We start from the raw sequence: 24,927 nt of genomic DNA, 5'->3' as shown, positions 1-24,927 counted from the left end.
CGGGGCCACTGGACACCTCACAGGCCAGCGGCCATGGCCGGATCGCTGGTGCCATCGAAGCCCGTCTCGACACGGCCGGCGAAGCGCCATGCCGCGCCGTTGCTCTCCACCTGCGCGTCGTACCACGGGCCGGGCAGCCGGATGCGCTCGACGCCGCCCGGCGCCACAACGACCGTGCGCGGTGCCGCATCGGCATAGGCCAGCATGGTCAGCGTGGCCTGGCGTGCCACGGTGCCGGTATTGCGCAGCTCCAGTGCGAGACGGTCGCCCTCGCGCACGCCGTGCACAGCGAGATCCTGCGGGCCACTGCCGCGCAGGGCGCGATGGAAGCCGTTCGGCCCGAGGATCCACAGGTCGTACGCCTCGGGCGGAATGGCGCCCTCCTCCCCGGGCGGAGTCCACAGCTCGGCCAGCTCCTTGCCCGCTTCGACCGTGTAGCGGCGCGGCGGACGGCCCAGCCGCAGCCGGTCGTAGACGTGGAACACGGCGCCCGCCGTGCCGCTGTTGACGAAGGTGAGCGGCACGCCGCTGGCGCCCGGTACGGCCGGCGCTTCCAGCCGCGCATCCGGCCGCGCATCCAGCCGCGCTTCCAGCCGATACGGCAGCGCGCGCGAGGGCCGCGTGCCCGGTTCCTGCCGGGGCGCCGCCTGCGCGCCTTCCACCGGCACGTCGATGGCGGGCGTGGCGCGCTGGCGCGCCCGTTCCGCATCGGCCTGCGCCGTGCCGAATACCGGCAGGCGCGGCGTGGCGGCATCCGGCGAAGCAAAGTCGAAGCAGCTCGTCAGGTCGCCACACACGGCGCGGCGCCAGGCACTGATGTTCGGTTCGGCCACACCGAAACGGCGCTCCAGGAAACGCAGCACGGACGTGTGGTCGAACACCTCCGAATTGACCCAGCCGCCCTTGCTCCATGGCGACATCACCACCATCGGCACGCGCGGCCCCAGCCCGTACAGCAGGCCGTCGCCGTGGCACTCGTCGCCGAAGGCCACGGTCGACTTGCCCGAGCGCGTGCGGTCGCGCAGCAGTGCCGGCGGTGCCGGCGGCGGCACATGGTCGAAGAAGGCGTCGTTCTCGTCGTACATCTGCAGGAACACGGTACCGCTCCACACCTCGGGATCGGCCAGCAGCGCTTCCAGCACCTGCAGCGTGTAGGCGCCGCCCTGCACCGGCGTCGACGGCCCCGGGTGCTCGGAATACAGGCGCGGCGAGATCACCCAGCTCACCTGCGGCAGGCGGCCGTTGACGACATCGTCGCGCAAGCCGTCCAGCGTCGCATTGGCCAGCGTGCTGCTGATGCCCTTGTCCGCCAGCGCGTTCGGTCGCGCATCATTGTGGCGTGATGCGTGGGCTTCGCGAAAGGTACGGAACGTCGTCAGCATGTTGCAGTCGTAGTTGTCCGCCATGTCGGTGTAGACCTTCCAGCTGACGCCGGCCGCCTCCAGCCGCTCCGGGTAGGTGGCCCAGGTAAAACCCTGTTCGGGCGGGCCGAAGCCTTCCATGCGGTTGTCGATCGCCGGGCCGCCATGCCGGCCGGACGGATCGTTGGTACCGGTCATCAGGAACAGCCGGTTGGGATTCGTGCCGCCCTGCAGCGAGCAGTGATAGGCATCGCACAGCGTGAACGCTTCGGCCAGCGCGAACTGGATCGGCAGTTCGGCGCGGGTGTAGTACGCCATCGACGCATCGGTCTTGGAACGCGGCCAGGCGTTCAGCCGGCCGTCGTCCCATGCCGCCTGCGCGTCCGGCCAGGTATGCGGCAGGTCGAGCGCCGGCTGGGCATTGCCGGCGCGGGCGTCGAGCCGGTACGGCATCACGATGCGGCGGCCATTGTGCTGCTGCCAGACGGTGCGGCCGTCGCGCAGCGGAATCGCCATGCGGTCGCCGAAGCCGCGCACCCCGGCGAGCGTGCCGAAATAGTGGTCGAACGAACGGTTTTCCTGCATCAGGATGACGACATGGCGCACATCGGCCAGCGTGCCGGTGGCGCGGCGCGCCGGTACCGCCAGCGCCTCGCGCAGCAGCGGCGACATGGCGCCGAGCACGCCGGCGGCGGCCGTGCCGCCCAGGAAGCGGCGGCGGGAAAGTCGGGTCATGCATCCTCCGTGATGGGTGGGTGGGCCGTGCCTCGGCCTTGCGCGGCGCCGGCGAGACGATGAGCGTTAACGTTAACATAGTCGAACCGGACGATGCAACGAAATCATGTCGCCAGCGCGCGCCGGACCGGCGGCAGCGGGATGACCCCGAACTGCCGCGCATCCTGCGTCCCATCTTAGGAGGCTTTTGTTACGGGAATACGACAGGCCCGGCATGCCGGAGGAGCCGGCCCCCCTGGCCGTGCGCTGCGCGCACCGGGCGCCACCTCGGAACTGCCGGTCCTATCCCGCCGGCTGCTGCATGTAGGCGGTATAGCGGCGCTGCATTTCTTCCGCGCTCAACTCCTCGATGCTGTGACCGATGTTCCAGCGGTGCCCGAACGGATCGCGCACGACGCCGCCGCGCTCGCCATAGAATTCATCCTGGACCTCGCGCTCCAGGCTGGCGCCCGCCTCCAGCGCGCGGGCCACCACCGCATCCGCATCGTCGACGTGCAAGTGGATCGTGACGGGCGGGCTCTCGACGCCGCGCGGGCCGCTGATGCCGTATTCCGGATACTCGTCCGACAGCATCAGCGTGACGCCGCCGAAATCGAGCTCGGCGTGTCCGATACGGCCGCCGGGTTCGGTCAGCCGGAACTTCTCGGCCGCGCCGAATGCCTTGCCGTAGAAATCGATCGCCGCATTGGCGTCGCGCACGCACAGGTAGGCAAACAGTTCGTGGATCATGGCGTATCTCCTCAGGTTGGACAACAGGCGGGAAGGAAACGGAAACAAGCAGAAACAAGCGAAAAACAACGATATACCCCTACTCGCGGGAAAGCCTGTGCTCTCCTCATGGTGCAGGTGCTGCGATTGATCGCAATCCGGGCACTGATTCCCTTGCCCAGCCGGCCATGCGCGTCCGTCGAGCCTTCGCCGGTTCCGGTTCCGGTTTCGATGCCGAGTCCGGTTCCGGTTCCATTATCAGCCTTGGCCGAGATCAAATTGCTGTATATCCATACAGTATAGATCGCCGTGCCGGCATTTCAAGGGCAGACCTTGGTTTATATCCCGCCAACCGTCGTTGGCCTCCTAGAAGTAATATCCCGCCTGCAAGTTGATCCGCCGCGCCCACCGGTCATGCTGGCCCGCTGTCGAGGCCAGCCCGCCGAAGTCCGGCGACATGTAGGGATGATGCTTGCCCATCATGAGATCGGCGTAGAAGAACCATTTTCCGGCCGAGAAGGAAACCCCCGCCACGTTCTGCCTGGACGGGCCGTAGCTGCCGACGCGCTTGTGCAGTGCGCTGTAGTCGTTGTAGACCTTGAAGCCACTGAACGGGCCCAGCGTGCCCGGGATGTCATGGCTGACGTTGGCGATATAGATGTCGCCTTTCGTCGCGACCGGGTACGGATAGCCGAAGCCGCCGACCATCACGAAACTGTTGGCGTCCAGGCCGCCGTAGGTCTGGGTGGGGGCGTGGCTGGTCCTGTACCGGTAGCGCATTGCCTGCAGCATCACGGTCACCGGCCCTGGCGTGGCACGGTAGTGGATGGCGATGGCGTTGCGGCGGGTGTCCTTGCCGGCGCCGTTGCGGATCTCGCCGCCCAGCACCGAGGCGCCGAATTCCTGCTTGATCGCGGTATCGGCGTGCCAGGCGACGCGCGCGACCAGCGTGTTGCGCTCGCTGTCGCGCTGGCCCGTGCCGTAGCCGTGTTCATCGTCGTCGCGGACGATGTTGTAGGAGTAGCGGTTCGACGCCGGTGCGGTATTGTCGCCGCCGCCGTAGGAACCACCGTCGCGCGGGAAGAAGGCAAGCTGCCACTCCAGCTTGCCGGGGGCGCTGGCATACGTTAGGCCGGCGTCGTACTTGTCTTCGAAGCCCGCATAGAAGGCGATGGACTCGTAGAAATTGTTGGACGCGAAAGGCAGCAGTCCGAACGGCACCTTGTCCAGGCCGACGTGCACGGTGCTGCGGTCGGCCAGGCGCAGGCCGACCCAGCCGTGATGGAAGAAATGCTGCCAGTAGCCGCCCTGCCCTTCCGGGAAGCGGTTGTAGCGGTACTGGGCCGAGGCGATGCGGGTGCCGTCGTCGTACTTGACTTCCAGGCGCACGGTATCGAGGCCGACGAAGCCGCGCGGTTTTTCCGCCTGCCAGCCCTTGTGCACGTAATTGAAGCGGATCGCGCCGCCGATGGTGAGCGGCGATGCCGGCTCTTCCGCATGCGCATGGCCGGCCGCCAGCACGGCGGGGCCCAGCATGGCGGCGGCGCAGGCACGCCGGAGTTGAATGCTGATCATGTTGTTCCTTCCCGGTGCGCCAGGGCACCGGTCTTCCGGTAGCGTTGATGGTCCCGATGGCTGTCGCGCGGAGCGGTACTCCGCTCCGCGAAACGATCAGCGCGGCTCTTTGGCGATGGCCTTGACGAAGCCGGCGATGAGCAGCAGCATGAGCGCGATGAAGGGCGGCCCCATGGCGACCGCGCCGGCCTGGATGGCCTTGAGGGCGGTATTGTCGCCGATGACGAACAGGATCACCGTCACGAATGCGATCATCAGCAGCCAGATCACGCGCTGCACCGCCGGCGTGTCCGGGTCGCCACCGGCAGCCAGGCTGTCGACCACCATGGCGCCCGAGTTGACGGAGGTGACCATGAAGATCACCAGCAGCACGACGACGAGCATCGACGTGGCACCGGACATCGGCAGCGTTTCCAGGAAATGGAAGATCGCCATGTCGACGTTCATCGTGCCGCTGGCCAGCGCGCCGGTTCCCGTGGCCACGTTGCCGATGGCGCCGCCGCCGAAGGCGGTGAACCAGAAGATGGCCACGACGGTGGGCGCCACCAGCACCACGCCGACCAGCTGGCGCAGCGTGCGGCCTTTCGACACGCGCGCCACGAACACGCCGACCAGCGGGCCCCAGGTGCACCACCATGCCCAGTAGAACACGGTCCAGCCGTGGTACCAGTCCTGGTCCGTCCGGTCGATCCAGTTGCTCAGCGGAAGGAAGTAGCGGCCGAAGTCGACCGCCGTGTGCAGCACGCCCGACGAAAACGCCATCACGCCCACGCCGGCCACCACGATCGCGAAGAGCAGCAGGGCCAGCAGCATATTGACGTTGCTGAGCAGCTTGAGCCCCGAATCGAGGCCGCGCCACAGCGACACGGCGGCCAGCAGCGTGACGACGGCGATGAACAGCATCTGGTACATGATCGTGTTCGGCAAACCGAGCACGTGGGTGATGCCGGCGGTTGCCTGCATGGCGCCCAGCCCGATCGAGGTCGCCAAGCCGAACACGGTCAGCACCACCGTGAAAATGTCCACGGCATGGCCGATGGCGCCCTTGTGCGCCCTGCCGAGCAGGGGTTGCAGGCCCGAGCTGAGCGAGAACGGCAGGCCCTTGTTGTACGAGAAGTAGCCGACCACGATGGCCACCGTGAGGTAGATGGCCCACGGGTGGAAGCCCCAGTGGAAGATCGTCGCGCCCATCGCCGCGTGCGCGGCCTCGGGGGTACGGGCGGCCACGTCGAACGGCGTCTTGAACCAGGCGGTATAGTGTGCGACCGGTTCCGCGACGCCCCAGTACAGCAGGCCGACCCCCATGCCCGCGGCGAACATCATGCAAAACCAGGACAAGGTACGGAACTCGGGCCGCGCCTCCTTGCCGCCCAGCCGGATTTTCCCGTACGGCGATACCGCCAGCACGGCACAGAACAGCACCATCACGTTCCCGCCGATCATGATCAGCCAGTCCAGGTGCTTCAGGGTTGCCGTCCTGATGCCCTCCAGCGCCGCGGCGGCGGCCGGGGGATCGAACAGCGCGCCGAGCACGAGCGCCAGTACGATAAGGATCGACAGGGGGAAGATGACACGGTGTACTTTCAGCCCGAGCACTTCGATATTGACATCCAGGGATGCGTGGGTGGCCACGCGGGCGGCCGCGGGAAGGCCTGAGGCGATCTGCTTCATATTGTCTCCATTGTGTTCACTATAGGTCGCGGCGCGCTTCCCGTCTGGTGCGGGAATTCAGCGCTGCGAAAGCCGGTGGCTGGCTGCCATCTTCGGACCGCGTTGCATCAACGACAAATCATGAAAAATCGTCGTGTCATCAGCTTTTGTCATGAATCGGCAAGGCCGATGGCGCTGCCGGCCACCCTTCCCTGCCGGCCGCAACGGCCAGCGCAACGGCGCAGGCCGCGAAAAAGTAATACAGGCTCGAGGCGCCCGCTCCGCTCATCCAGGCGCCAGCCAGCAGCGGCCCGACGCAGGAGCCGGCGGCGAAGGTGGTCAGCAGCACACCGGCCAGGCCCACGCGCATGGCCGGCTCGACCAGGTCGTTGGCCCATGCGACACCCAGCGGATACAGGCAGAACTGCAGCGCCCCCGCGCAGCAGGCGAGCGCCAGCAGTAACGCGACAGGCATGGACTGCCCCGTGCCGAGGGCCGCACTGGCCAGCGCCAGCGCCAGCGCCACGCCGCGCACCAGCGCGGGACGCGGGAGCCGGTCGGACAGTACCCCCAGCGGGAACTGCGCGAGCAGCCCGGCCACCACGGGGCACGCCAGGTACACCGCCGTCGCGGCGGCGCTCATGCCATGCTGCGCCGCATAGATCGCCGCCAGCCCGAAGAAGCTGCTGTTGAGCATGCCCGACACGAGGACGACGGCGAGCGGCCGCGGCACGCGGCGCATGATCTGTCCGAACGTGATCCCCGCCTGCGGCGACACGGCCGGCGGTGCGGTACGCATCATCGCCACCGGCAGCACGCAACAGGCGAACGCGACGCCCACCACGATGACGGCACCACCGCCACCGCCACCCGCCGCGACGCCGAGCTGCCCCAGCATCATGCCGCCATAGGTCGCGGCCATGTAACCCGCCAGTACCTGCCCCCGTTGCGGCCCGTCGGCGCGCTCGTTCAGCCAGCTTTCCAGCACCATCACCTGGGTCATCAGCGCGATGCCGGCGATGACGCGAAGAACGATCCAGAACGACAGCGCCGCGCCCAGCTCGTGGGCCAGCACGGCAGCCACCATGATGCCGGTGCTGGCCGCGAATGCCCGCACGTGGCCGATCCGCTCGATCGACACCCGGCCCGCGCCCGCGCCGATCGCCATGCCCAGCGCGTTGGCCGCCATCAGTGCGCCGATCCGGAATTCGGATGCGCCATCGGCGCCGAGGCGCAGGGCAAGGTGGGAGATCAGCAGCGTGGCGCCGAACTGCAGAACCGCGGCCGCCAGGAACAGCGCGCCAAAGCTCTTGCCGATGACGGACATGGCTCAGCCTCCCCCGGCGTCGCCGGCACGCCGGACGCCATCAAGCGAGCCCATGCAGCTCTTTCCAGTTCGCCGGTCGCACCACGTAGCCGAACAGCGCGTGCCCTCCATATACCAGCTCGCTGCCCTCGGGTATCCAGACCAGCTGTCCCGGCGTGATGCGCAAGGGCTCGCCATTGGCCTCGAGCTCGAGGGTACCTTCGATCACGAAGATGAGCTCGTCGTACAGCACGGTCCACGCCACCTCGGCGCCTTCCCAGCGGGCGAAGCCGAAGCCGATGTGAGGCGACACCTCGTTGGACACCGCGCGCGCCACCCAGGCGGCATCCGGCGGCCCGCCGCGCCGCGTGTAGTCGAGCGAAGCGTGATCGACCAGCACCACGGGGCGCCTGCCCGCCGCGCCGTCTCTGACACCCGCGCTCACAGCTCGCTCCTGCTCGACCACGCGGCCAGCTGGATGCGCGAGCGCACGCCGATGCCGAGGAACGGTTCCGGCGGATTGCGCGAGGGCATGCCGGTGACGGCCTCGATGTCGCGCAGCTGTTCCGAACCGGCGCCGATCGCCCGGTCGGCCAGCAGCGTGCCGGAGATCGTGCCCCAGGCCGCGCCGACGCCGTTGTCGCAGGCCGTGGCGTAGACGCCCTGGTCCAGCTCACCGAAGAAATTGGTGAAGTTGCGCGAGATGGCATACACCCCGCCCCAGGTGTGGCTGAAGGGCACGTCGGCCAGTTGCGGGAAGCGGGCCAGGAAGGCGGCGCGGTGCTTGGCGCGCACCTGTTCGCGCATCGCATCGCTGGTGCTGCGGCCGTAGCGGGGCACGTGCTTGTAGGTGTTGCGGATGATCAGCCGGCGGTCCTGCGTCATGCGCACGGTGGTACCGGCGTGGTCGGCCGGCGTCAGCCCCCAGTCGAGCTGCCCGCCATGGCGGGCCAGTTCGGCATCCGTCAGCGGCCGCGTCCAGCTGGCGAACGTCATGACCGGCAGCAGGCGGTTGCGCAGGTAGCCGAATTCCTGCGTGAAGATGCTGGTGCCCAGCAGCAGCGTCGGCGTGGCGATGCTGCCGTCGTCGCCATGCAGCGTCCAGCCGCCCTGCCCGTCGCGCTCGAGTCGGCGGATCGGCGACTCTTCCAGCAGCTCGACATTGGGCGGCAGCGAGCGCGCCAGCCCGGCGACGAGCGCGGCCGGCTGCATCAGGTAGCAGCCTGGCGTAAAGATCGCATCGCTGTAGTGTTCGGTGCCGAGCACGGCCTTCAGCTCCTGCCGCCCGGCCCGGCGGAACGGCTCGCCCAGCTCGCCCAGCAGGCGTTCGAAGTGGTCCAGGTAGGCCTGGCCGCGCGGCCCGACCGCGCCCTGGTACTTGCCGGCATGCGACCACTGGCAGTCGATGCCGTGCTGCTCGATCAGGCCCCGCAGTTGGGCGATGGCCGCCCGGTTCAGCCGCAGCAGGCGCTGCTTGTGGGCCGGATCGGGATGCTCCAGCGCGAATTTGTGGGGCAGGTCGATCACGAAGCCGGAATTGCGCCCCGAAGCGCCGAAGCCGGCGCGCTGGGCATCGACGAGCAGGATGCGCGCTTCCGGCAGGCGTTCGGCCAGCCGGCGCGCGGCGGCCAGGCCGGCGAAGCCGGCACCGATCACCGCATAGTCGGCGCGCTGCCGGCTCTGGAGGCGCCGCACGTCCGGGCGTGGGGCGAGGGCCGCATACCAGCCGCAACCGCCGTCGTCGAAGGGAAGATTGATGTGCTTGGTCATGATGTGCTTTCAGGCAGCGGCGCGTTGATCTTGCTGGCAGGTTTGCAGGAAGGCGTTGCGTTGGGCCTGCGCCGCGGCACCCAGCAATACGAAGCCGCGCAGCGCGCCCTGTGTATCGTGGAAGACGCACTGCAGGCCATCGCTGGTGGGCATGCACTGCCATGCGCCGGCCGCACCGGCCATGGGCGCCAGCAGGCACAGCGGCATTGCCGGCGTCTTGACCGTGACCGGCATCGGCGGATACGCCACCGCCGTGGGCTGGCCGAGCAGCGTGCGGGCGAGAGCCTGGATGCCGTGGTTGTTGGGTACCAGGTAGGGCAGGCACTGGCCTTCGATCTCGATGCAGTCGCCCAGCGCGTAGATGCCGGGCTGCGACGTCCGCAGGTGCGCGTCGACCTGGATGCCGGCACCGGTGGCGATGCCGGCCCCCGCCGCCAGCGACACGTCGGCGCGCAGGCCGATCGCGGACAGGACCAGGTCCGCCTCGACGTGCTGGCCGTCGGCCAGCGCCAGCCGATAGCCGTCGGCCGTGCGGTCGATGCGCCGCACCGTAGTGTCCAGGCGCCACTGGACGCCGAGGCCGGCCAGCGCCGCCTGCAGCCGCTGCCCGGCGGGCGCCGGCAGCAGGCGCTCCATCGGCCAGCGGCCCAGTCCCACCACGGTGACTTCGATGCCGGCGGCAGCCAGGTCGTTGGCGAATTCGCAGCCGATCAGGCCATCGCCCAGGATGGCGACGCGCCGCGCGCCAGCAAGCCGCTCGCGGAACCGGCGGTACTCCTGCAGGTTGTTCACGCTCAGCACCGCGTCAACCGCGCCGTCGATGGCGGGACGGACGGGCCGGGCACCGCAGGCCAGTACCAGCTGGCCGTATGCCATCTCGCCCAGGCTGGTATGCAGGCGCCGCGCCCCGGCATCGATCCGCTCCACGCGGCAATGCGGATGCACGCGGATGCCGAGGCGCTGTTCGATCGCCAGCGGCGACTCGGTCGCCATGGCGGCCGGGTCCCTGCCCTGCGCCACGCCGATCGACAGTGCCGGCTTCGAGTACACGAAGCCGTCATCGGCCGTCACCACGCGGATCTCGGCCGCCGGATCGTTCTTGCGCAGCGCGGCGGCCAGGCCGTAGCCGGCATGGCCGCTGCCGACGATGACGATCGGCTGGCGCGGCAGCGCCGCCGCGACGACGGTCTGCTGCATTGGCGCCGCCGCCACGGCGGCCACCGGCACGCTGACATCGAGCATCTCGAAGTCGCCCTTGCCCACCTTGCAGTCGGGGCACAGCCAGTCGTCCGGCACGTCCTCCCACCGCGTGCCGGGCGCGATGCCGTCTTCCGGCCAGCCTTTCGCCTCGTCGTAGACCAGGCCACAGATGATGCAAAGCCATGTCTTCATGGTCGTCTCCTCCTGCTGCTGTTTCATTCGCCGGCCACGCGGATGCCGACGTTCTTGGTGCGCACATAGCTGTACAGCGCTTCCTGCCCCTTCTCCCGGCCGAAGCCGGACAGGCCCACGCCGCCGAACGGGGTCTCGATGCCGCCCGCATACCACTCGTTGACGAATACCTGGCCCGCCTTCAGCCGGCGCGCGCAGCGCATGGCGCGGCTGATGTCCTGCGTGAAGACGCCGGCCACCAGGCCGAATTCGGTACCGTTGGCGATCGCCAGCGCTTCCTCTTCCGTATCGAACGGGATGACGGCCAGCACGGGGCCGAAGACTTCTTCCCGGGCGATGGACATGGCCGGGGTCACGTCGCGGAACACGGTCGGCTGCATGAACCAGCCGGCCCGCTCGCGGCACGCGCCGCCACCGGTGGCCAGGCGCGCACCTTCGTCGACGGCCTGGCGGCACATCGCCTCGACCTGTTCGAGCTGGCCGGCGCTGATCACCGGCGTGAGGTCGGGATCGTCGCGGCCGGGGCCGATGCGCAGGCCTTCCGCAAGCGCGGCCACGGCATCGGCCACCTCGTCGTACACGGCGCGCTGCACCAGCAGGCGCGACAGTGCGGAACATACCTGGCCGGCGTTGAAGAAGATGCCGCTCTTCACACTGTCGAGCAGCTGCCGGCGATCGGCGTCGGCAAACACCAGCGCGGCCGATTTGCCGCCCAGTTCCATCACGCTGGGGATGGCGCGCGCCGCCGCGCTGCGCAGGATCGACTGGCCGGTGGCCACCGAGCCGGTGAACACGATCTGGTCGACGTGCCGGTGCGCTACCAGGTGTGCGCCGACCTGCCGCCCGGGGCCGCACAGCAGGTTCACGGCGCCTTTCGGCAAGCCCGCTTTCGCGATGGCCTGGAACAGCACGCAGATGCCCAGCGGCGACAGTTCGGGCGACTTGACGACCACCGCGTTGCCCGCGGCCAGTGCCGGCGCCAGCGAACGGGCGCAGATCGACACGGGGAAGTTCCACGGCACGATCTGGGCGGACACGCCCATCGGATCGTAGACCGTGAAGTCCATGTAGCCGTTGCCCAGAGGGATCGAGGTGCCCTCGATCTTGTCCGCCATGCCGGCGTAGTACTCGAAATAGCGGGCCGCCTCGGTGAATTCATCCCGGGCATCGCGCAGGCTCTTGCCGTTCTCGTGGCACAGCACCCATGCGCCTTCGTCGGCCACCGCGCGGATTTCCTCGGCGATGCGGAGCAGCCAGGTCACGCGTTGCGCGGGGCGCACGCGGGTCAGTTCGGCGCGGTCGGCGCAGCGGCGCGCCGCGGCCAGCGCACGCTCGGCATCGTCGCTGCCGGCTTCCGCGATGGTGGCCAGCGGCTCGCCGGTGGCGGGATCGTGGACAGTCAGCGAACGCGCGCTGTCGCACCATTCGCCATCGATGTAGTTCAGCCAGTGCGGCTTGATCGGGAACATGGCCGCTCCTCAGGCCGCGGCCGCGCCGGACCGGGCCGCCGCCAGCAGCTGGCGCGCGCCCCACTGGTGGAAATAATGCGTGGGCACGTCCATTTCGGGCGAGAATACGCCGCCCTGGTAGCCCGGCGAGGCGCGGCCCTTCTGCATGCCCTCGACCGAGGCCACGTCTTCGGCGAACACCACGCGCCAGGCTTCCAGCACCGCGGCATGGCAGGCGGCGTACTTGTCGTCCAGCGCCTCGTCGCCCACGTAGAACAGCCGCAGGTGTTCGATGGTCTTGCCCGGCGCGATCGGCTGCAGCTGCATGGCGAACGCATGGTCGGCCTGGATCCCCAGCAGCACGTTGGGGAAGAAGGCGACATACTCGGCGTTGCGCAGCCGGTCCTTCGGCCATGCCGGGAAGGTCGGCAGGTTGGTGCCGGCGACGTCGGACAGGTTGTAGGCGTAGCTGCCCTGGCCGGCGAAGTGCCCGGCGAACAGGATGTTGTAGTGGTCTTCCAGGCGCGAGTAGCTGTTCAGCGCCGGGTGCACCCAGGGCAGGTGGTAGGCCTCGCAGTAGTTCTCCACCGCGAGTTTCCAGTTGCAGTTCACCTCGATGCTGGTGGCGTCGCCGCTACCCTTGCGGCGCAGCAGGCCCATGCCGTCGCGGCCGAGGAACTGCGACCACCGTTCGGTAAGGGGCGCCAGCATGTCCTCCAGCGGGGCCGCGTCGCCGGACAGGTTGACGAACACCATGTCCATCCAGACCTGGCTGCGGATCGGCTTCAGGCCGTGTTTTTCGCAGGCGAAGCGCTCGTCCTTGTGCTGGTTGATGCCGCCGATGTGGGGCGTACCTTTCAGGCTGCCGTTCAGGTCGTACGTCCAGGAGTGGTAAGGGCAGCGGATCACGCCCTGCACTTCCCCCGGCTGGTCCACCAGCTTCATGCCGCGGTGGCTGCACACGTTGTGGAAGACCTGCAGCACGCCGTCGCGGTTGCGCATCAGGAGCAGCGGCAGGCCCATGAAGTCGACCGGATTGACCATGCCCTTGTTCGGCAGGTCGCTGGCAAAGCCCACGCAGGCCCAGGTCTTGCCCATCACGTTGTCCCGCTCCAGGGCGAACGCGGATGGCTCGGTGTAGAACTCGTTGCCCAGCCCGCTGGCCTGGTGGATGGGGCGCAGCACGTCTTCGAGCTGGTGGAAGGCGATGCGCTGGGAAGGGGTGTGGCTCATGTCGATCTCCTCTGTCTGCGGGTCCGAAGGCCCAGGTGTTGTGGCACCTAGTTTCGGGCGGCGGGGGGACGATCGACAAACGAGTTTTACACGGCTATTTGTGAGTTTTTCTCATGAATTATCGCCGGCGACTTGCTCCAGCAGCCAGGTGCGGAAGCGCCGCACGCTGTGGCGCCAGGCGCCCCGGTCTTCCGGTTCCAGCAGGTAGAACATGCCGCTGGTGCGCAGGGCCGCGTCGATCGGCCGCACCAGCGCGCCCGTTTCCAGGTGCCGGTCGACCAGGTTGGCCCACGCCAGCGCCACGCCCTGGCCGGCGACGGCGGACTGGATCAGCATCGCGTAGCTGTTGATGTTGACGCGGCGCCGCGGCTCCACCGGCTGGTGGCCGATGCGGCGATACCACTCCGGCCAGCCGATCCAGCCGCTTTGCGGATCTTCCAGCCACAGCCAGGTACAGTCGCGCAGTTGTTCCGGCTCCGCCAGGCCGGGATGCTTCGCCAGGTATTCCGGGCTGCACACGGGGAAGACCTCTTCGGCGAACAGCGGCGTCGCGTGGATGCCCTCGGGTTGCTGGCCGCTGTAGAACACGGCCAGGTCGCAATCGAGGCGGCTGAAATCCTTCACCTGGTCGTTGGCGATGATGCGCAGTTCGATCTCGTCGTTCTGCCGCTGGAATTCGGCCACGCGCGGCAGCAGCCACATGGATGCCAGCGCCGTGCTGGTGAACACCGTGAGCTGCTGCGTGCCCTGCCACTGCCGCACCGCACCGGTGGCGCGCGCCAGCCGGGTCAGCACATCGTGGATATCGCGGTAGTACTGCTCGCCCTTGCTGCTGAGGACAATCCGGCGGGTGGTGCGCTCGAACAGCGGCGTGCCAAGGTAATCCTCCAGCAGCCGCACCTGCCGGCTGATCGCGCCCTGGGTGACGTTCAGCTCCGTGGCGGCCACGGTAAAGCTGAGGTGACGGGCGGCTGCCTCGAACGCCACCAGGCTGTTCAGGGGTGGCATCGGGTCGATCTTCATGTGTGGCGGTGTCTCGATATGGTTGTTTTTTTAAGATACCACGCACCACCCGCACCGGGCCATGCCCCCGGCGGCCCGCTCGCCACCGGACCGTCCTGAGTATTGGACCACCGGGCGGAATCCCGTCCAATTTTTCATACGCCCAGCCACCGTCGCCGGCATCAATTCCAATAAAAACAATAACTTGGACAATCCGACAAGAGTGGCATGGCATTTGCTATCTACGACCCACCGCCGCGGTGGCCCACCGCGGTTTCTATAAAACGGAGACTGCAATGCAAAAAAGGCGCCCTCTCACCCTGTATATCCTGATCGCGATGCTGCTCGGCATCGCGGTGGGCTATGCCTGCCATACGATCTTCCCCGACAAGGCCGTCACCACGGAGATATCCGGCCACATTTCGCTGGTGACGGATATCTTCCTGCGCCTGATCAAGATGATCATCGCGCTGCTGGTGTTCTCCACGCTGACCATCGGCATCGCCAACCTGGCGGACGGCAAGGCTGCCGGCCGCATCGGCGCCAAGGCCTTCGCCTGGTTCGTGCTGGCCTCGCTGGTGTCGCTGGCGCTGGGCATGGGGCTGTCCAACCTGCTCCAACTGGGCACCAACCTGGGCTTGCCGCTGCCCCCCACCGACGCGACCACCGGCCTGAAGACGGCGGCGTTCACGCTGAAGGATTTCATCACGCACGTGGTGCCGAAGTCGCCCATCGAGGCGATGGCCAACAACGAGATCCTGCAGGTGCTGGTGTTCTCGATCTTCTTCGGTTCCGCGCTGGGTGCGCTGGGCGAGTCCGGCAAGCGGCTGGTGGCCGTGGTGGACGAACTGGCGCAGGTGATGCTGCGCATTACCGGCGCCATCATGGTCATGGCACCGCTGGCCGTGTTTGCCGCGATGGCCTCCGTGGTCACCACCAACGGCCTGGGCATCCTGGCCACCTTCGCCAAATTCATGGGCGGCTTCTACCTGGGCCTGCTCTGCCTGTGGCTGCTGCTGATCGGTGCCGGTTTCGCGGTGCTGGGCCCGCGCGTGTTCCGCCTGGTCGGGCTGATCCGCGAACCGTTCCTGCTGGCTTTCTCGACCGCCAGCTCGGAAGCGGCATATCCGAAGCTGCTGGTGGCACTCGACAAGTTCGGCGTGGAGCGCCGCATCTCCAGTTTCGTGCTGCCGATGGGCTACTCGTTCAACCTGGATGGCTCGATGATGTACTGCACCTTCGCCGTGCTGTTCATCGCCCAGGCCTACGGTATCGACCTGTCGGTCGGCACGCAGATCACCATGCTGCTGCTGCTGATGCTGACCTCCAAGGGGATGGCCGGCGTACCGCGCGCATCGCTGGTGGTGATCGCCGCTACGCTGACGCAGTTCAACATCCCCGAAGCGGGCCTGCTGCTGCTGATGGGCGTCGACCAGTTCCTCGACATGGGCCGCTCGGCCACCAACGCCGTGGGCAACGCGGTGGCCACGGCCGTCGTGGCGAAATGGGAAGGCGCGCTCGACGACGAGGCCCCGGCGCGCGACAAGCCGCGCGACATCCAGGCAGCATGAAGCACACGAGTTTTTCACCCCTCACATCAATCATTCCCAACATTTATAACCACAAGGAGATGCCATGAAATATGCAATCACCGCCGCGCTGGCAATGGCCTGCGCCACCGCCCACGCACAATCAGAAGTCAAGGTCTACGGCGTCATGGACGCCGGCCTGGTCAAGGAATACGGCACGCCGAACGGCAGCAGCGCCAACCTCACCGGTGGCGTGGCCTACGGCTCGCGGCTGGGCTTCAAGGGCAAGGAAGACCTGGGTGGCGGCCTGTCCGCCATCTTCACGCTGGAGAGCGGCATCAATATCGATACCGGCACGTCCGGCCAGGGCGGCCGCCTGTTCGGCCGCCAGGCCTTCGTGGGCCTGGCCGGCAAGTTCGGCAGCCTGACGGCCGGCCGCCAGTACTCGCCGTACTACAAGGCGCTGGGCGACATCGCCGACCCGTTCGAGGATGGCCTGGCCGGCCAGGCCATGAACATCATCGCGGCCAACCGCCGCATGGACAACTCGGTGGTGTACGGCACTCCTGTCATGGCCGGCTTCTCGGCCGAGGTGGCATACGGCGCGGGCGAAGTGGCGGGCGACGCCACCCGCAGGCGCGAAATGGGCGGTGCGCTGACCTACGCACCGGGCGACCTGACCCTGATCCTCACCCACCATCGCCGCGAAGACCCGCTGCTGCCGCAGCACGCCAGCAACTCGGCGGTGGTAGTGCGCTACAAGCTGGGCGACCTGATCGGCCATGCCGCCTTCGCGCGCAACCGCGGCCTGGGCGACGACAGCCGCGACGTGCTGCTCGGCCTGACGTACGTGACCGGTCCGCACGGCGTGCTGTTCTCCGCCGTCCAGAGCGACGACAGCTCGGCCGCCAAGCGCGATGCGCGCCAGTTCGGTATCGGCTACCTGTACGGCCTGTCGCCCCGTACCGACCTGTACACCGCCTACGGCCATATCGACAACGACAACGGCGCCAGCTACAAGGTCGGCAACGCCAGCGACGACGGTACCGGCAACGCCGCCCTGAACCTCGGCATCCGCCACAAGTTCTAAGCGGCGCGGCACGCCGCATTTGCTATAGTTGCCGGGATGCCCGCCCTGCCCGACACCATTGCCGATCCCTCCGACGCGGCGGCCGCCCCACCCGGGCGGCCGCCGCGTCGGCATTGGTTCGAGCCGGTGCGTCTGGCATGGTGCCTGGCGCTGGCCGGCGGCGTGGCGCTGGCCTGGGCCGCCTACTGGTGGACCGGGGAAGTGAGCACGGACCGGCTGCGCGCGGCCGGTGCGCAACGCCTGGAAACCTACGCGGCCAGCCTGGAAAACCTGCTCGACAAATACGACTTCCTGCCGCACATGCTGGAGCTGGACAAGGACGTGCTGGCACTGCTGGAACACCCCGGCGATGCGGCGCGCCGCCATGAAGTCAACAGCTACCTGGAGCGCCTGTCCCGGCAGGCCGGCTCCCGCATCATCTACATCGTCGACCTGCGCGGCCGCACGCTGGCGGCCAGCAACTGGCGCCAGAAGGACAGCTTCGTCGGCGACGACATCGGTTTCCGCCCCTACCTGCAGAACGCGCTGCGCGGCCGCCCCAGCGGCTTCTACGGCGTGGGCACCACCAGCGGCGAACCGGGATATTTCTATGCGCGCGGCGTGTACCGCGACGGGCGCATGCTGGGCGTGGCCGTGGTGAAGGTCAATATCGAAGCGCTGGAACGGGGCTGGATCCAGGGCGCGGACAAGGTGATGCTGGCCGATGCCAACGGCGTGGTGTTCCTGTCGTCGCTGCCGGCGTGGAAGTACCATGCGCTGCGCCCGCTGCCCGCCAGCGTGCGCGCCAGCCTGTCGCAAACGCGCCAGTACCACCGCCTGCCGCTGCCGCCGCTGCCCATCCGCCACGAGGAGGCACGCGCCGACGGTACCCGCGTACTCGTCATCGATACGCCCGGCGTCACCCGGAGCGGCACCGCGCCGCCCCTGCTGGCGCAAACCCGTTCGCTGGCACCGCGCCAGTGGACCTTCATCTACCTGTCCGACCTGAGCCAGGCCCGCGCCAACGCCCGCGCGGCCGTGCTGTTCACCTGCATGGCCTACGGCTTCCTGGTGGTGCTGTTCCTGTACCTGCGCCAGCGCCGGCGCGGCAACCGCCAGCGCCTGCAAGCGCGGGAGCAACTGCTGGCGGCCTACAACAACCTGGAATTGATGGTGGCCGAACGCACGTCCCGGCTGGAACAGACGACGCAAAGCCTGATCGATGAAATGGCCGTGCGCCGCCAGGCCGAGCAGCAGTTGCATCGCACCCAGAACGAGCTGTACCAGGCCGGCAAGATGGCCGTGCTGGGCCAGATGTCGGCCAGCATCACGCATGAACTGAACCAGCCGCTGACGGCGCTGCGCACCATGTCCGACAATGCCGTGCTGCTGTTCGATCGCGGCCGCATGGCCGAAGCGCGCGACAACCTGGCCAAGATCTCGCAGATCGTGGCGCGCATGGGCGGCATCACGGGCAAGCTGAAGAGCTTCGCGCGCAAGTCCAACGCCGACCTGGCGCCGGTCTCGGTGCACACCGCCGTGTCGAATGCGCTGGTGCTGGTGGAGCGCCGCCTGCAGCTGGACAACGTGGCCTTCACGCTCGACATCAGCCAGGGCGACATCTATGCGCTATGCGACAGCAACCGGCTGGAACAGGTGCTGCTGAACCTGCTGAGCAATGCGCTCGACGCGCTGGGCACGCTGGAGCGGGGCGCGCGCCGCGAACTGTCGGTAAGCGTCTGGGAAAAGCCGGGATCGGTGCTGATCCGCGTCGCCGACAGCGGCCCGGGGTTGTCGGACGAAGCGCGCGCCCGCCTGTTCGAACCCTTCTTCACCACCAAGCCGCAAGGCGAAGGCCTGGGGCTCGGCCTGGCCATTTCCGAACAGATCATCCGCGACTTCGGCGGTACCCTGCGCGCCGAGGGCGCCGCCACCGGCGCCTGCTTTATCATCGAACTCCGGCCGGCCTCCGCGGGGCCGTGATGCAACAGAGAGGAGCCATTGCAATGGATGTGAATGCGATCGAAGTCATCCTGGTGGAGGATGACCCCGCCGTGCGCGAAGGCAGCGCCCAGGCGCTCGACCTGGCCGGTTTCACCGTGCGTGCCTTCGACAGCGCCGAACCGGCGCGCGAGCTGCTGGCAAGCCAAAGCCGCGCCGTGCTGGTAAGCGACGTGCGGCTGCCCGGCATGAGCGGGCTGGAGCTGCTGGCGGCGGTCCGCGCAGTCGATCCCGACCTGCCGGTCATCCTGGTGACGGGCCATGGCGATATCGCCATGGCGGTCCAGGCCATGCACGACGGCGCCTACGATTTCATTGAAAAACCTTACTCGTCCGTCCAGCTGGCCGACGTGGTGCGGCGCGCGGCCGACAAGCGCCGCCTGCAGCTGGAAGTGCACGAGCTGCGCCAGCGCCTGGCGCACAGCCAGGGCATCGATGCCGCGCTGCTCGGCAACGCGCCCGCCATGCGCGAACTGCGTCGCCTGATCCTGGAGGTGGCCAGCCAGCCCGCCGATGTGCTGGTGTATGGCGAGACGGGAACCGGCAAGGAACTGGTGGCGCGCTGCCTGCATGAATTCAGCGAGCGCGCGCGCCACCAGTACGTGGCCATCAATTGCGGCGCCATCCCGGAAACCATCTTCGAGAGTGAACTGTTCGGCCACGAGGCCGGCGCGTTTACGGGTGCGGGCAAGCGCCAGGTGGGCAAGATCGAGCATGCGTCGGGCGGCACGCTGTTCCTGGACGAGATCGAGAGCCTGCCGCTGGCCATGCAGGTCAAGCTGCTGCGGGTGCTGCAGGAACGCCATGTCGAGCGCCTCGGCTCGGTCCAGCCGCTGCCGGTGGACGTGCGCGTGATCGCCGCCTCGAAGGACGACCTCCAGGAGCTGGTCAAGGCCGGCCAGTTCCGCGCCGACCTGTACTACCGCCTGAACCTGATCGTGCTGCATATCCCGCCGCTGCGCGAGCGGCGCGACGATATCCCGCTGCTGTTCGAGCACTTCATGCTGGATGCGGCCCGCCGCTACCGGCGCGACGTACCGTCCGTGCCCGCCGCGCACATGCAGGCGCTGCTGCGGCACGACTGGCCCGGCAATGTGCGCGAGCTGCGCAACGCCGCCGACCGCTACGTGCTGGGCCTGGGCGGCGCCCTGCCCGGCATGGCCACCGGCCCGGCGGCGGCCGAGACGCCGGCGGCCTCGCTGGCGGACCAGGTGGGCGCGTTCGAGCGCGCCCTCATCGAACAGGCCTTGCGCAGCGCCGGCGGCAACGTGGGCTCAGCCTGCACCGCGCTCACGCTGCCCAAGCAGACCATGTACCACAAGATGCAGAAGTACGGGCTGGTGGCGGACGATTACCGGTAGATGCCACGCTGGCGGCCATATCGCCGGTCAGGTTCAGCGACCGCTCACGGCCCGTCGACCCGCTCCATGCCGATCATGCCGTCCACCGGCGCGGCGCCCGCGGTCCCGTCGAGTGCCGTGAGCACCGTGGCCACGGGGGCGGCAAGGTGGGTGACGATGCGTGCCTGGTTGCGCCCCTGCGCCTTGCCCTGGTAGAGCGCCCAGTCCGCGATACGGATGGCGGCCTGCCAGTCAGCGCGGCTATCCGCGGCGCCGGCGAACGGCAGCGCGACGACGCCCGCCGTGACGGAAACCGGCACCGTGCTGGCACCGGCCGCGACCGGCGCCGATCCGATCGCCTCCAGCACCCGCTTTACCATGCCGGCGATGCGCGCCGGATCGATGGCCGGGGCAAAGACGAGGAATTCCTCGCCGCCCCAGCGCAACACCATGTCGGTATCGCGAACGGCACTGGCCAAGCGGCGTGCCACGTCGACCAGTACGGCATCGCCCACGCCATGGCCCCAGGTGTCGTTGATGCTCTTGAAGTGATCGATGTCGAGCAGCACGAAGCAGTCGACACCTTGCTCCGGGCCGGCACGGCGGTCGTCCTCGCCGTGCCCGGCGCGTGCCTGCATCCGGTCGAGGAAGGAGCGCCGGTTGAGCAAGCCCGTCAGCGCATCGCGCGTGGAATGGAATTCCAGCTGGGCGTTGAGCTGCTGCAGGTGCGCATTGTTCCTGGCCGTGCGGCGGTACAACAGGAAGATGGCCGTTCCGGCCAGCACTGTCAGTACGGCGGCAAAGGTGGTAGCCAGCTGTGCCATGCGCCGGCTGCCCAGTTCCGCATCCTTGAGGTGGTTTTCCCGTTCCAGGAGCGCGATCTTCTGGCTGCGCCGGCTGGCATCGAATTCTTCCTGGAGCCTGGCGATCGCCTGGTCGCGCGCAATGCGAGCGGTACCTTGCTGTACCTGCTGCTGTTCGCGCACGACCGCCAGGGCGCTCTTGTAGAGCCCGGCTCTCTCCAGCGCGCGGCCCTTTTCGTCCAGCATTGCTTCCAGGTCCGCGTCGATACCCGCCTGGCGCATCTCGGCAATCACGGCATCCGTGTACGTCGCGCCCTCGGCCATCCTGCCCTGTCCCATCAACGCAAAGCCCAGGTTGGCACTGGCCATCATGGCCAGGTTCGCATCGTTGGCTTTGCCGGAGGCAGCCATGGCCAGCCGCGCTTCGCGCTCGGCGCGCGCGTAGTCATGCTGCCGCAAGTAGTAATCGGCAATATTGCCCCGTACGGTCGCCTCCAGCCTGACCAGTCCAGCGCCCCTGGCGGCGGCGAGCGCCCGCTGCAGCGCATCGATGCCCTCCGCGCCACGGTCCAGCCTGATCAGGGCCATGCCCTCGGTGTACTCCAGCGGCCCGGCGGCGGCGGCGGACAGGCCGCTTTCGGCCAGTCCCAGGCGGGTGGTCTCGACGGCTTTTCGCGGATTGTCGGTATTGATATGGATCTGGGCGATCCGTCCGAGCAACGCAGCCCGCTGCGCACCGGCGTCCGGTACACCCTGCAACAGCTGCAAGGCGCGCAGGAAAGCGGCAAGCGCCGCATCGAACTTGCCCTTGTTGTTGGCGATATCGCCTTGGACGCTCTCGACGGCCGCCTTGACGGTTACCGGCAAGTCCGCAGGCAGTCCGGCCAGTATCCGGTCCATCGCAGCCTGCGCCGCATCCAGGCGGTTTTTGTCGAGGAGCTGGCGCACTTCGCCGAGCCGCGCGCGCACGGTAGCTGGACGGTCGTTGTGTGCAATCGCCAGTGCCAGAGATTTGCGTTCCGCAGCGTATGCTTCGTCCATCTGCCCCGCATCCGTGCGCAAGTCGACTTCGGTGCGCAACAGCTGCTGCCGTAGCGCATAGGGCGCATCGTCCCTGAGTGCGGCCTGCAAGGATTGCAACAGGGTGAGTGCTTCCGTGGTCGACCGTTCCGCCAGGGCGTGAACGGTCTTCAGCTTGGCCTGTTCCGCATTGCCACCCTCAGCCCGCGCGACAAGGGCGCCAGACAGTGAGGCGGCGAACATGACAGGAATTAAAACGCGGGCGATGGACGGCATCGGATGGGCTGCTCCGGAAACGCGAGCCGGCTGGTAGTGGGATACTGATGATTATGGCTGAATGGCGAACTTTCCCCAAGGAAACTATGCGGTAGGTCGCAGCGCCGCTGCTTCCTGACGCCCGTGTACAACAGTGGTCACCATTGGACAAGCAAAATCGCCGCGGTCGGCATTGCCGCGACGACAATGCGCAGCCGCGATACCATTGGCACTGACTGGCCACGGAGGCAACCCGATGAGCGAATGGATCGACCTGACGCGCAAGCTGGACGACGACCTGTGGATCTACCAGGAAGACGGCTATGCCGACCCGCCGCTGGTCGTCGAGCGATGGGCCGAACGGGGCAGGGCGGGCTTCGAGGTCTGGCGCCTGGCGCTGGGCACGCAGACGGGCACGCATATCGATGCGCCCTGCCACTTCGCCGATGGTGGCGCCACGCTGGACACCTTGCCCGCCGCCGCATGCGTCGGCACCTATCGCCTGGTCATGGCCGGACACCTCGCCGACCCGGACTTCCGCCCTGAGTGGGCCGGCGAATCGCACCTCCTGCTGGATGCGCGCGCGCCGCACCGGGCCGCCACGCCGGCCATCGACGCCCTGCTGGCGCTGCCGCCCCGGATGATCGTCATGGTCGGTTGCGTGACGCCGGCGCACGACGACCCGCTGTGGTTCCACCGCCGCGTGGCGCAGGCGGGAAAATTCCTCGCCGAGGATACGCTGGAAGACATCGGCGAACTGGCGTCCACTGGCGACATCATCGCCCTGCCTTTGCGGCTCACCGGCGTCAGTGGCTCGCCGGCCCGCGTGCTGGTGCGGGCCGGGGCGTGAGGGACCTGGAATGACAGGCCAGTCGCGGGCGCGGGCATGGCAACCGGCGAACACCGGTGTCCGACAATTTTCCCGGATGAATCGCCCGGAAAAAATGTCCGACACCAGGCACGCCAACGCCAACTCAACCAATTGCCTTGCCTTGACTTGACGGCACTGCGGTCAGATCCCGTACTTCGCCTTGATGGCATCGGCGGCGCGCTCGCCGATGACGACACAGGGCGCCATCGTATTGCCGGTGGTGATGCGCGGCATGATCGATGCATCGGCGATGCGCAGGCCCGCCACGCCATACACTTCCAGGCTCCCGTTGACCACCGACATGGCGTCGCGCCCCATCTTCGCCGTGCACGACTGGTGCCAGTAGGTGACGGCGCCATTGCGCAGGTAGCGCCGCATGTCTTCGCCGTGAAGGTTGCCCGGCATGCTCTCGCGGGTGACGAAGCCCTTGAAGGCCGCCGCGTTGCCCAGCTCCCGGCACATGCGTACGCTGGCCAGCGCCGCCTCCATGTCGTCCGGATCGGCCAGCGTGTTGGCCCGGATGATCATCGCATCGCCGGCGCGGGGCCCGGAGAGCAGCAGCTGGCCGCGGCTTTTGGGGTGCGCCAGCCCCGCGAACATCGTCCATCCATGCGCGGGAACGCCGAGCGCCGCATTCTCGGCGCTGGGCACGGGGAACTCGACCTGGCAGTGCAGCATGTCCGGCGCGTCGAGGGCGGGATCGCTCTTCCAGTACAGCGTGGCTTCCGAGCCGCCATTGCCCACTTCCTGCGGTTCGGCGTATTCCCAGATGCAGCCGAACGACACATGGTCCTGGTGGTTCTGGCCGACCCCGGGCAGGTGCTGGCGCACGCCGATGCCATGCCGCCGCAATTCCTGTTCCGGCCCGATGCCCGACTGCATCAGAACCTTCGGCGTGTTGACCGCGCCCAGCGACAGCACGACTTCGCGCTCCGCGGTAAACGACCGCAGGCGGCCATCGACGATGACGTCGACACCGGTGACCCGGTTGCCCTCGAAGACCAGCCGGGACACCAGCGCGCCGGTGAGGACGGTCAGGTTCGGCGCGGCCATGCGCGGATACGTATAGGAACGGAAGATCGACAGGCGCTTGCCGCCGGCGATGCGCAGGTCGTTCAGGGCCGCGCCACCGTCGCCCTCCATCATCGCGCCGTTCGGGCTGTCGAAGGTCGGCACGCCGAGCGAACGGGCCGCTTCCAGCATCAGGGTCGCGGCGGGCTTGGGATCCGCGGCGGGTGCGACGTGGACCGGCCCTCCCCGGCCACGGCGCTCCGGGTCCGCCGGGCCATGCCAGTCCTCGATGCGCCGGTAGATGCCCAGCACGGACTGGTAGTCCCACGCATCGTCGCCCGCCTCGGCGGCGAAGTGGTTCCAGTCGGCGCGGTGGCCCCGGGCCCACACCATCACGTTGATGCTGGAGCCGCCGCCCAGCACCTTGCCCATGTTCATGGGGATGGCGCGGCCACCCAGGTGTTCGTTCGGCTCGGCCATGAAACCCCAGTCGCGTTCCGAGCCCAGGTTCAGGGGCCACTGCGCGGGATCGGTGACGCTGGCGACCTCGTCGCTGCCCCCCGCTTCGAGGAGCAGCACCCGCACTTCGGGATTCTCGGCGAGCCGCGCCGCGACGACGGACCCCGCCGAGCCGGCGCCGCACACGATGAAGTCGAAGCGGGTGTTCTGTGACGTGGACAGGTGCAGCTGGTTGGCGCGGACCGCTTCCGCGAAGCCGGGTTCCGTTGAGTTCGTACTGGTCATGTGCATGCTTTCGATAAAAGGAGGGCGCCAGGAGCCACGACAGGCCCCGGCGGGCTGTTGCATTTTTTGAATGCAGTGCCGATTATATCGATTTTTCCGATTCT

18 protein-coding genes are annotated in these 24,927 nt (G+C 68.1%); 5 read left to right on the top strand and 13 right to left on the bottom strand.

Features of this window, described 5'->3' with window-relative positions:
• Positions 1-17: 17 nt before the first annotated feature.
• The 11 genes from OU994_RS13390 to OU994_RS13340 form a co-directional block, all read right to left on the bottom strand.
• Positions 18-2,096, bottom strand: a complete 2,079-nt coding sequence (locus OU994_RS13390) for a phosphocholine-specific phospholipase C (protein WP_281611145.1) — start codon at positions 2,094-2,096, stop codon at positions 18-20.
• 282 nt (positions 2,097-2,378) lie between these two features.
• Positions 2,379-2,825 (bottom strand): VOC family protein, encoded by a 447-nt coding sequence (locus OU994_RS13385; protein WP_281611144.1) that lies wholly within the window; start codon positions 2,823-2,825, stop codon positions 2,379-2,381.
• 345 nt (positions 2,826-3,170) lie between these two features.
• Positions 3,171-4,379 carry a hypothetical protein gene (locus OU994_RS13380; protein WP_281611143.1) on the bottom strand — a complete coding sequence of 403 codons (1,209 nt, stop codon included), beginning with the start codon at positions 4,377-4,379 and terminating at the stop codon, positions 3,171-3,173.
• A gap of 96 nt (positions 4,380-4,475) precedes the next feature.
• Positions 4,476-6,050: a BCCT family transporter gene (locus OU994_RS13375; RefSeq protein WP_281611142.1), complete on the bottom strand. Its 1,575-nt coding sequence runs from the start codon at positions 6,048-6,050 to the stop codon at positions 4,476-4,478.
• Positions 6,051-6,189: 139 nt separating this feature from the next.
• Positions 6,190-7,356, bottom strand: a complete 1,167-nt coding sequence (locus OU994_RS13370) for an MFS transporter (RefSeq protein WP_281611141.1) — start codon at positions 7,354-7,356, stop codon at positions 6,190-6,192.
• 40 nt (positions 7,357-7,396) lie between these two features.
• Positions 7,397-7,780 (bottom strand): cupin domain-containing protein, encoded by a 384-nt coding sequence (locus OU994_RS13365; RefSeq protein WP_281611140.1) that lies wholly within the window; start codon positions 7,778-7,780, stop codon positions 7,397-7,399.
• The gene (locus tag OU994_RS13360; RefSeq protein ID WP_281611139.1) at positions 7,777-9,105 is read right to left on the bottom strand and encodes an FAD-binding oxidoreductase; all 1,329 of its coding nucleotides are present in this window, start codon (positions 9,103-9,105) and stop codon (positions 7,777-7,779) included. Before OU994_RS13360 ends, OU994_RS13365 begins: the two co-directional genes overlap by 4 nt.
• A 9-nt stretch (positions 9,106-9,114) precedes the next feature.
• Entirely contained in the window at positions 9,115-10,497 is a 1,383-nt protein-coding gene (locus OU994_RS13355) for an FAD-dependent oxidoreductase (RefSeq protein WP_281611138.1), read from the bottom strand.
• Positions 10,498-10,520: 23 nt separating this feature from the next.
• Entirely contained in the window at positions 10,521-11,966 is a 1,446-nt protein-coding gene (locus OU994_RS13350; protein ID WP_281611137.1) for an aldehyde dehydrogenase family protein, read from the bottom strand.
• Between the two features lie 9 nt (positions 11,967-11,975).
• Positions 11,976-13,178, bottom strand: a complete 1,203-nt coding sequence (locus OU994_RS13345; protein WP_281611136.1) for an aromatic ring-hydroxylating dioxygenase subunit alpha — start codon at positions 13,176-13,178, stop codon at positions 11,976-11,978.
• A 111-nt stretch (positions 13,179-13,289) separates the two neighbouring features.
• Entirely contained in the window at positions 13,290-14,201 is a 912-nt protein-coding gene (locus OU994_RS13340; protein WP_281611135.1) for a LysR substrate-binding domain-containing protein, read from the bottom strand.
• A 275-nt stretch (positions 14,202-14,476) separates the two neighbouring features.
• On the opposite strand from OU994_RS13340, the gene OU994_RS13335 reads away from it, so the two are divergent.
• The 4 genes from OU994_RS13335 to OU994_RS13320 all read left to right on the top strand — a co-directional run bounded on the left by OU994_RS13335 (position 14,477) and on the right by OU994_RS13320 (position 20,140).
• Complete coding sequence (locus OU994_RS13335; RefSeq protein WP_281611134.1) at positions 14,477-15,751, top strand: dicarboxylate/amino acid:cation symporter; 1,275 nt, start codon at positions 14,477-14,479, stop codon at positions 15,749-15,751.
• A gap of 64 nt (positions 15,752-15,815) precedes the next feature.
• Positions 15,816-16,799: a porin gene (locus tag OU994_RS13330; RefSeq protein WP_281611133.1), complete on the top strand. Its 984-nt coding sequence runs from the start codon at positions 15,816-15,818 to the stop codon at positions 16,797-16,799.
• Positions 16,800-16,835: 36 nt separating this feature from the next.
• Entirely contained in the window at positions 16,836-18,761 is a 1,926-nt protein-coding gene (locus tag OU994_RS13325; protein ID WP_281611132.1) for an ATP-binding protein, read from the top strand.
• 23 nt (positions 18,762-18,784) lie between these two features.
• Entirely contained in the window at positions 18,785-20,140 is a 1,356-nt protein-coding gene (locus OU994_RS13320; protein WP_281611131.1) for a sigma-54 dependent transcriptional regulator, read from the top strand.
• 44 nt (positions 20,141-20,184) lie between these two features.
• Here the strand turns inward: OU994_RS13320 and OU994_RS13315 are convergent, their stop codons facing one another.
• A complete protein-coding gene (locus tag OU994_RS13315; protein ID WP_281611130.1) occupies positions 20,185-22,218 on the bottom strand; it encodes a GGDEF domain-containing protein in 2,034 nt (677 codons plus the stop codon).
• 235 nt (positions 22,219-22,453) lie between these two features.
• Between OU994_RS13315 and OU994_RS13310 the strand changes: the two genes are divergently transcribed.
• Positions 22,454-23,047, top strand: a complete 594-nt coding sequence (locus OU994_RS13310; RefSeq protein ID WP_281611129.1) for a cyclase family protein — start codon at positions 22,454-22,456, stop codon at positions 23,045-23,047.
• Positions 23,048-23,209: 162 nt separating this feature from the next.
• Here the strand turns inward: OU994_RS13310 and OU994_RS13305 are convergent, their stop codons facing one another.
• Entirely contained in the window at positions 23,210-24,823 is a 1,614-nt protein-coding gene (locus OU994_RS13305; protein ID WP_281611128.1) for a GMC family oxidoreductase, read from the bottom strand.
• Positions 24,824-24,927: the final 104 nt, after the last annotated feature.

Origin of the sequence: Pseudoduganella sp. SL102 (genome assembly GCF_027856995.1) — a bacterium.
Taxonomy (GTDB): domain Bacteria; phylum Pseudomonadota; class Gammaproteobacteria; order Burkholderiales; family Burkholderiaceae_D; genus Rugamonas; species Rugamonas albidiflava.
Note: the sequence above shows the minus strand (reverse complement) of the source record. Positions and strands in the feature narration are given on the sequence as shown.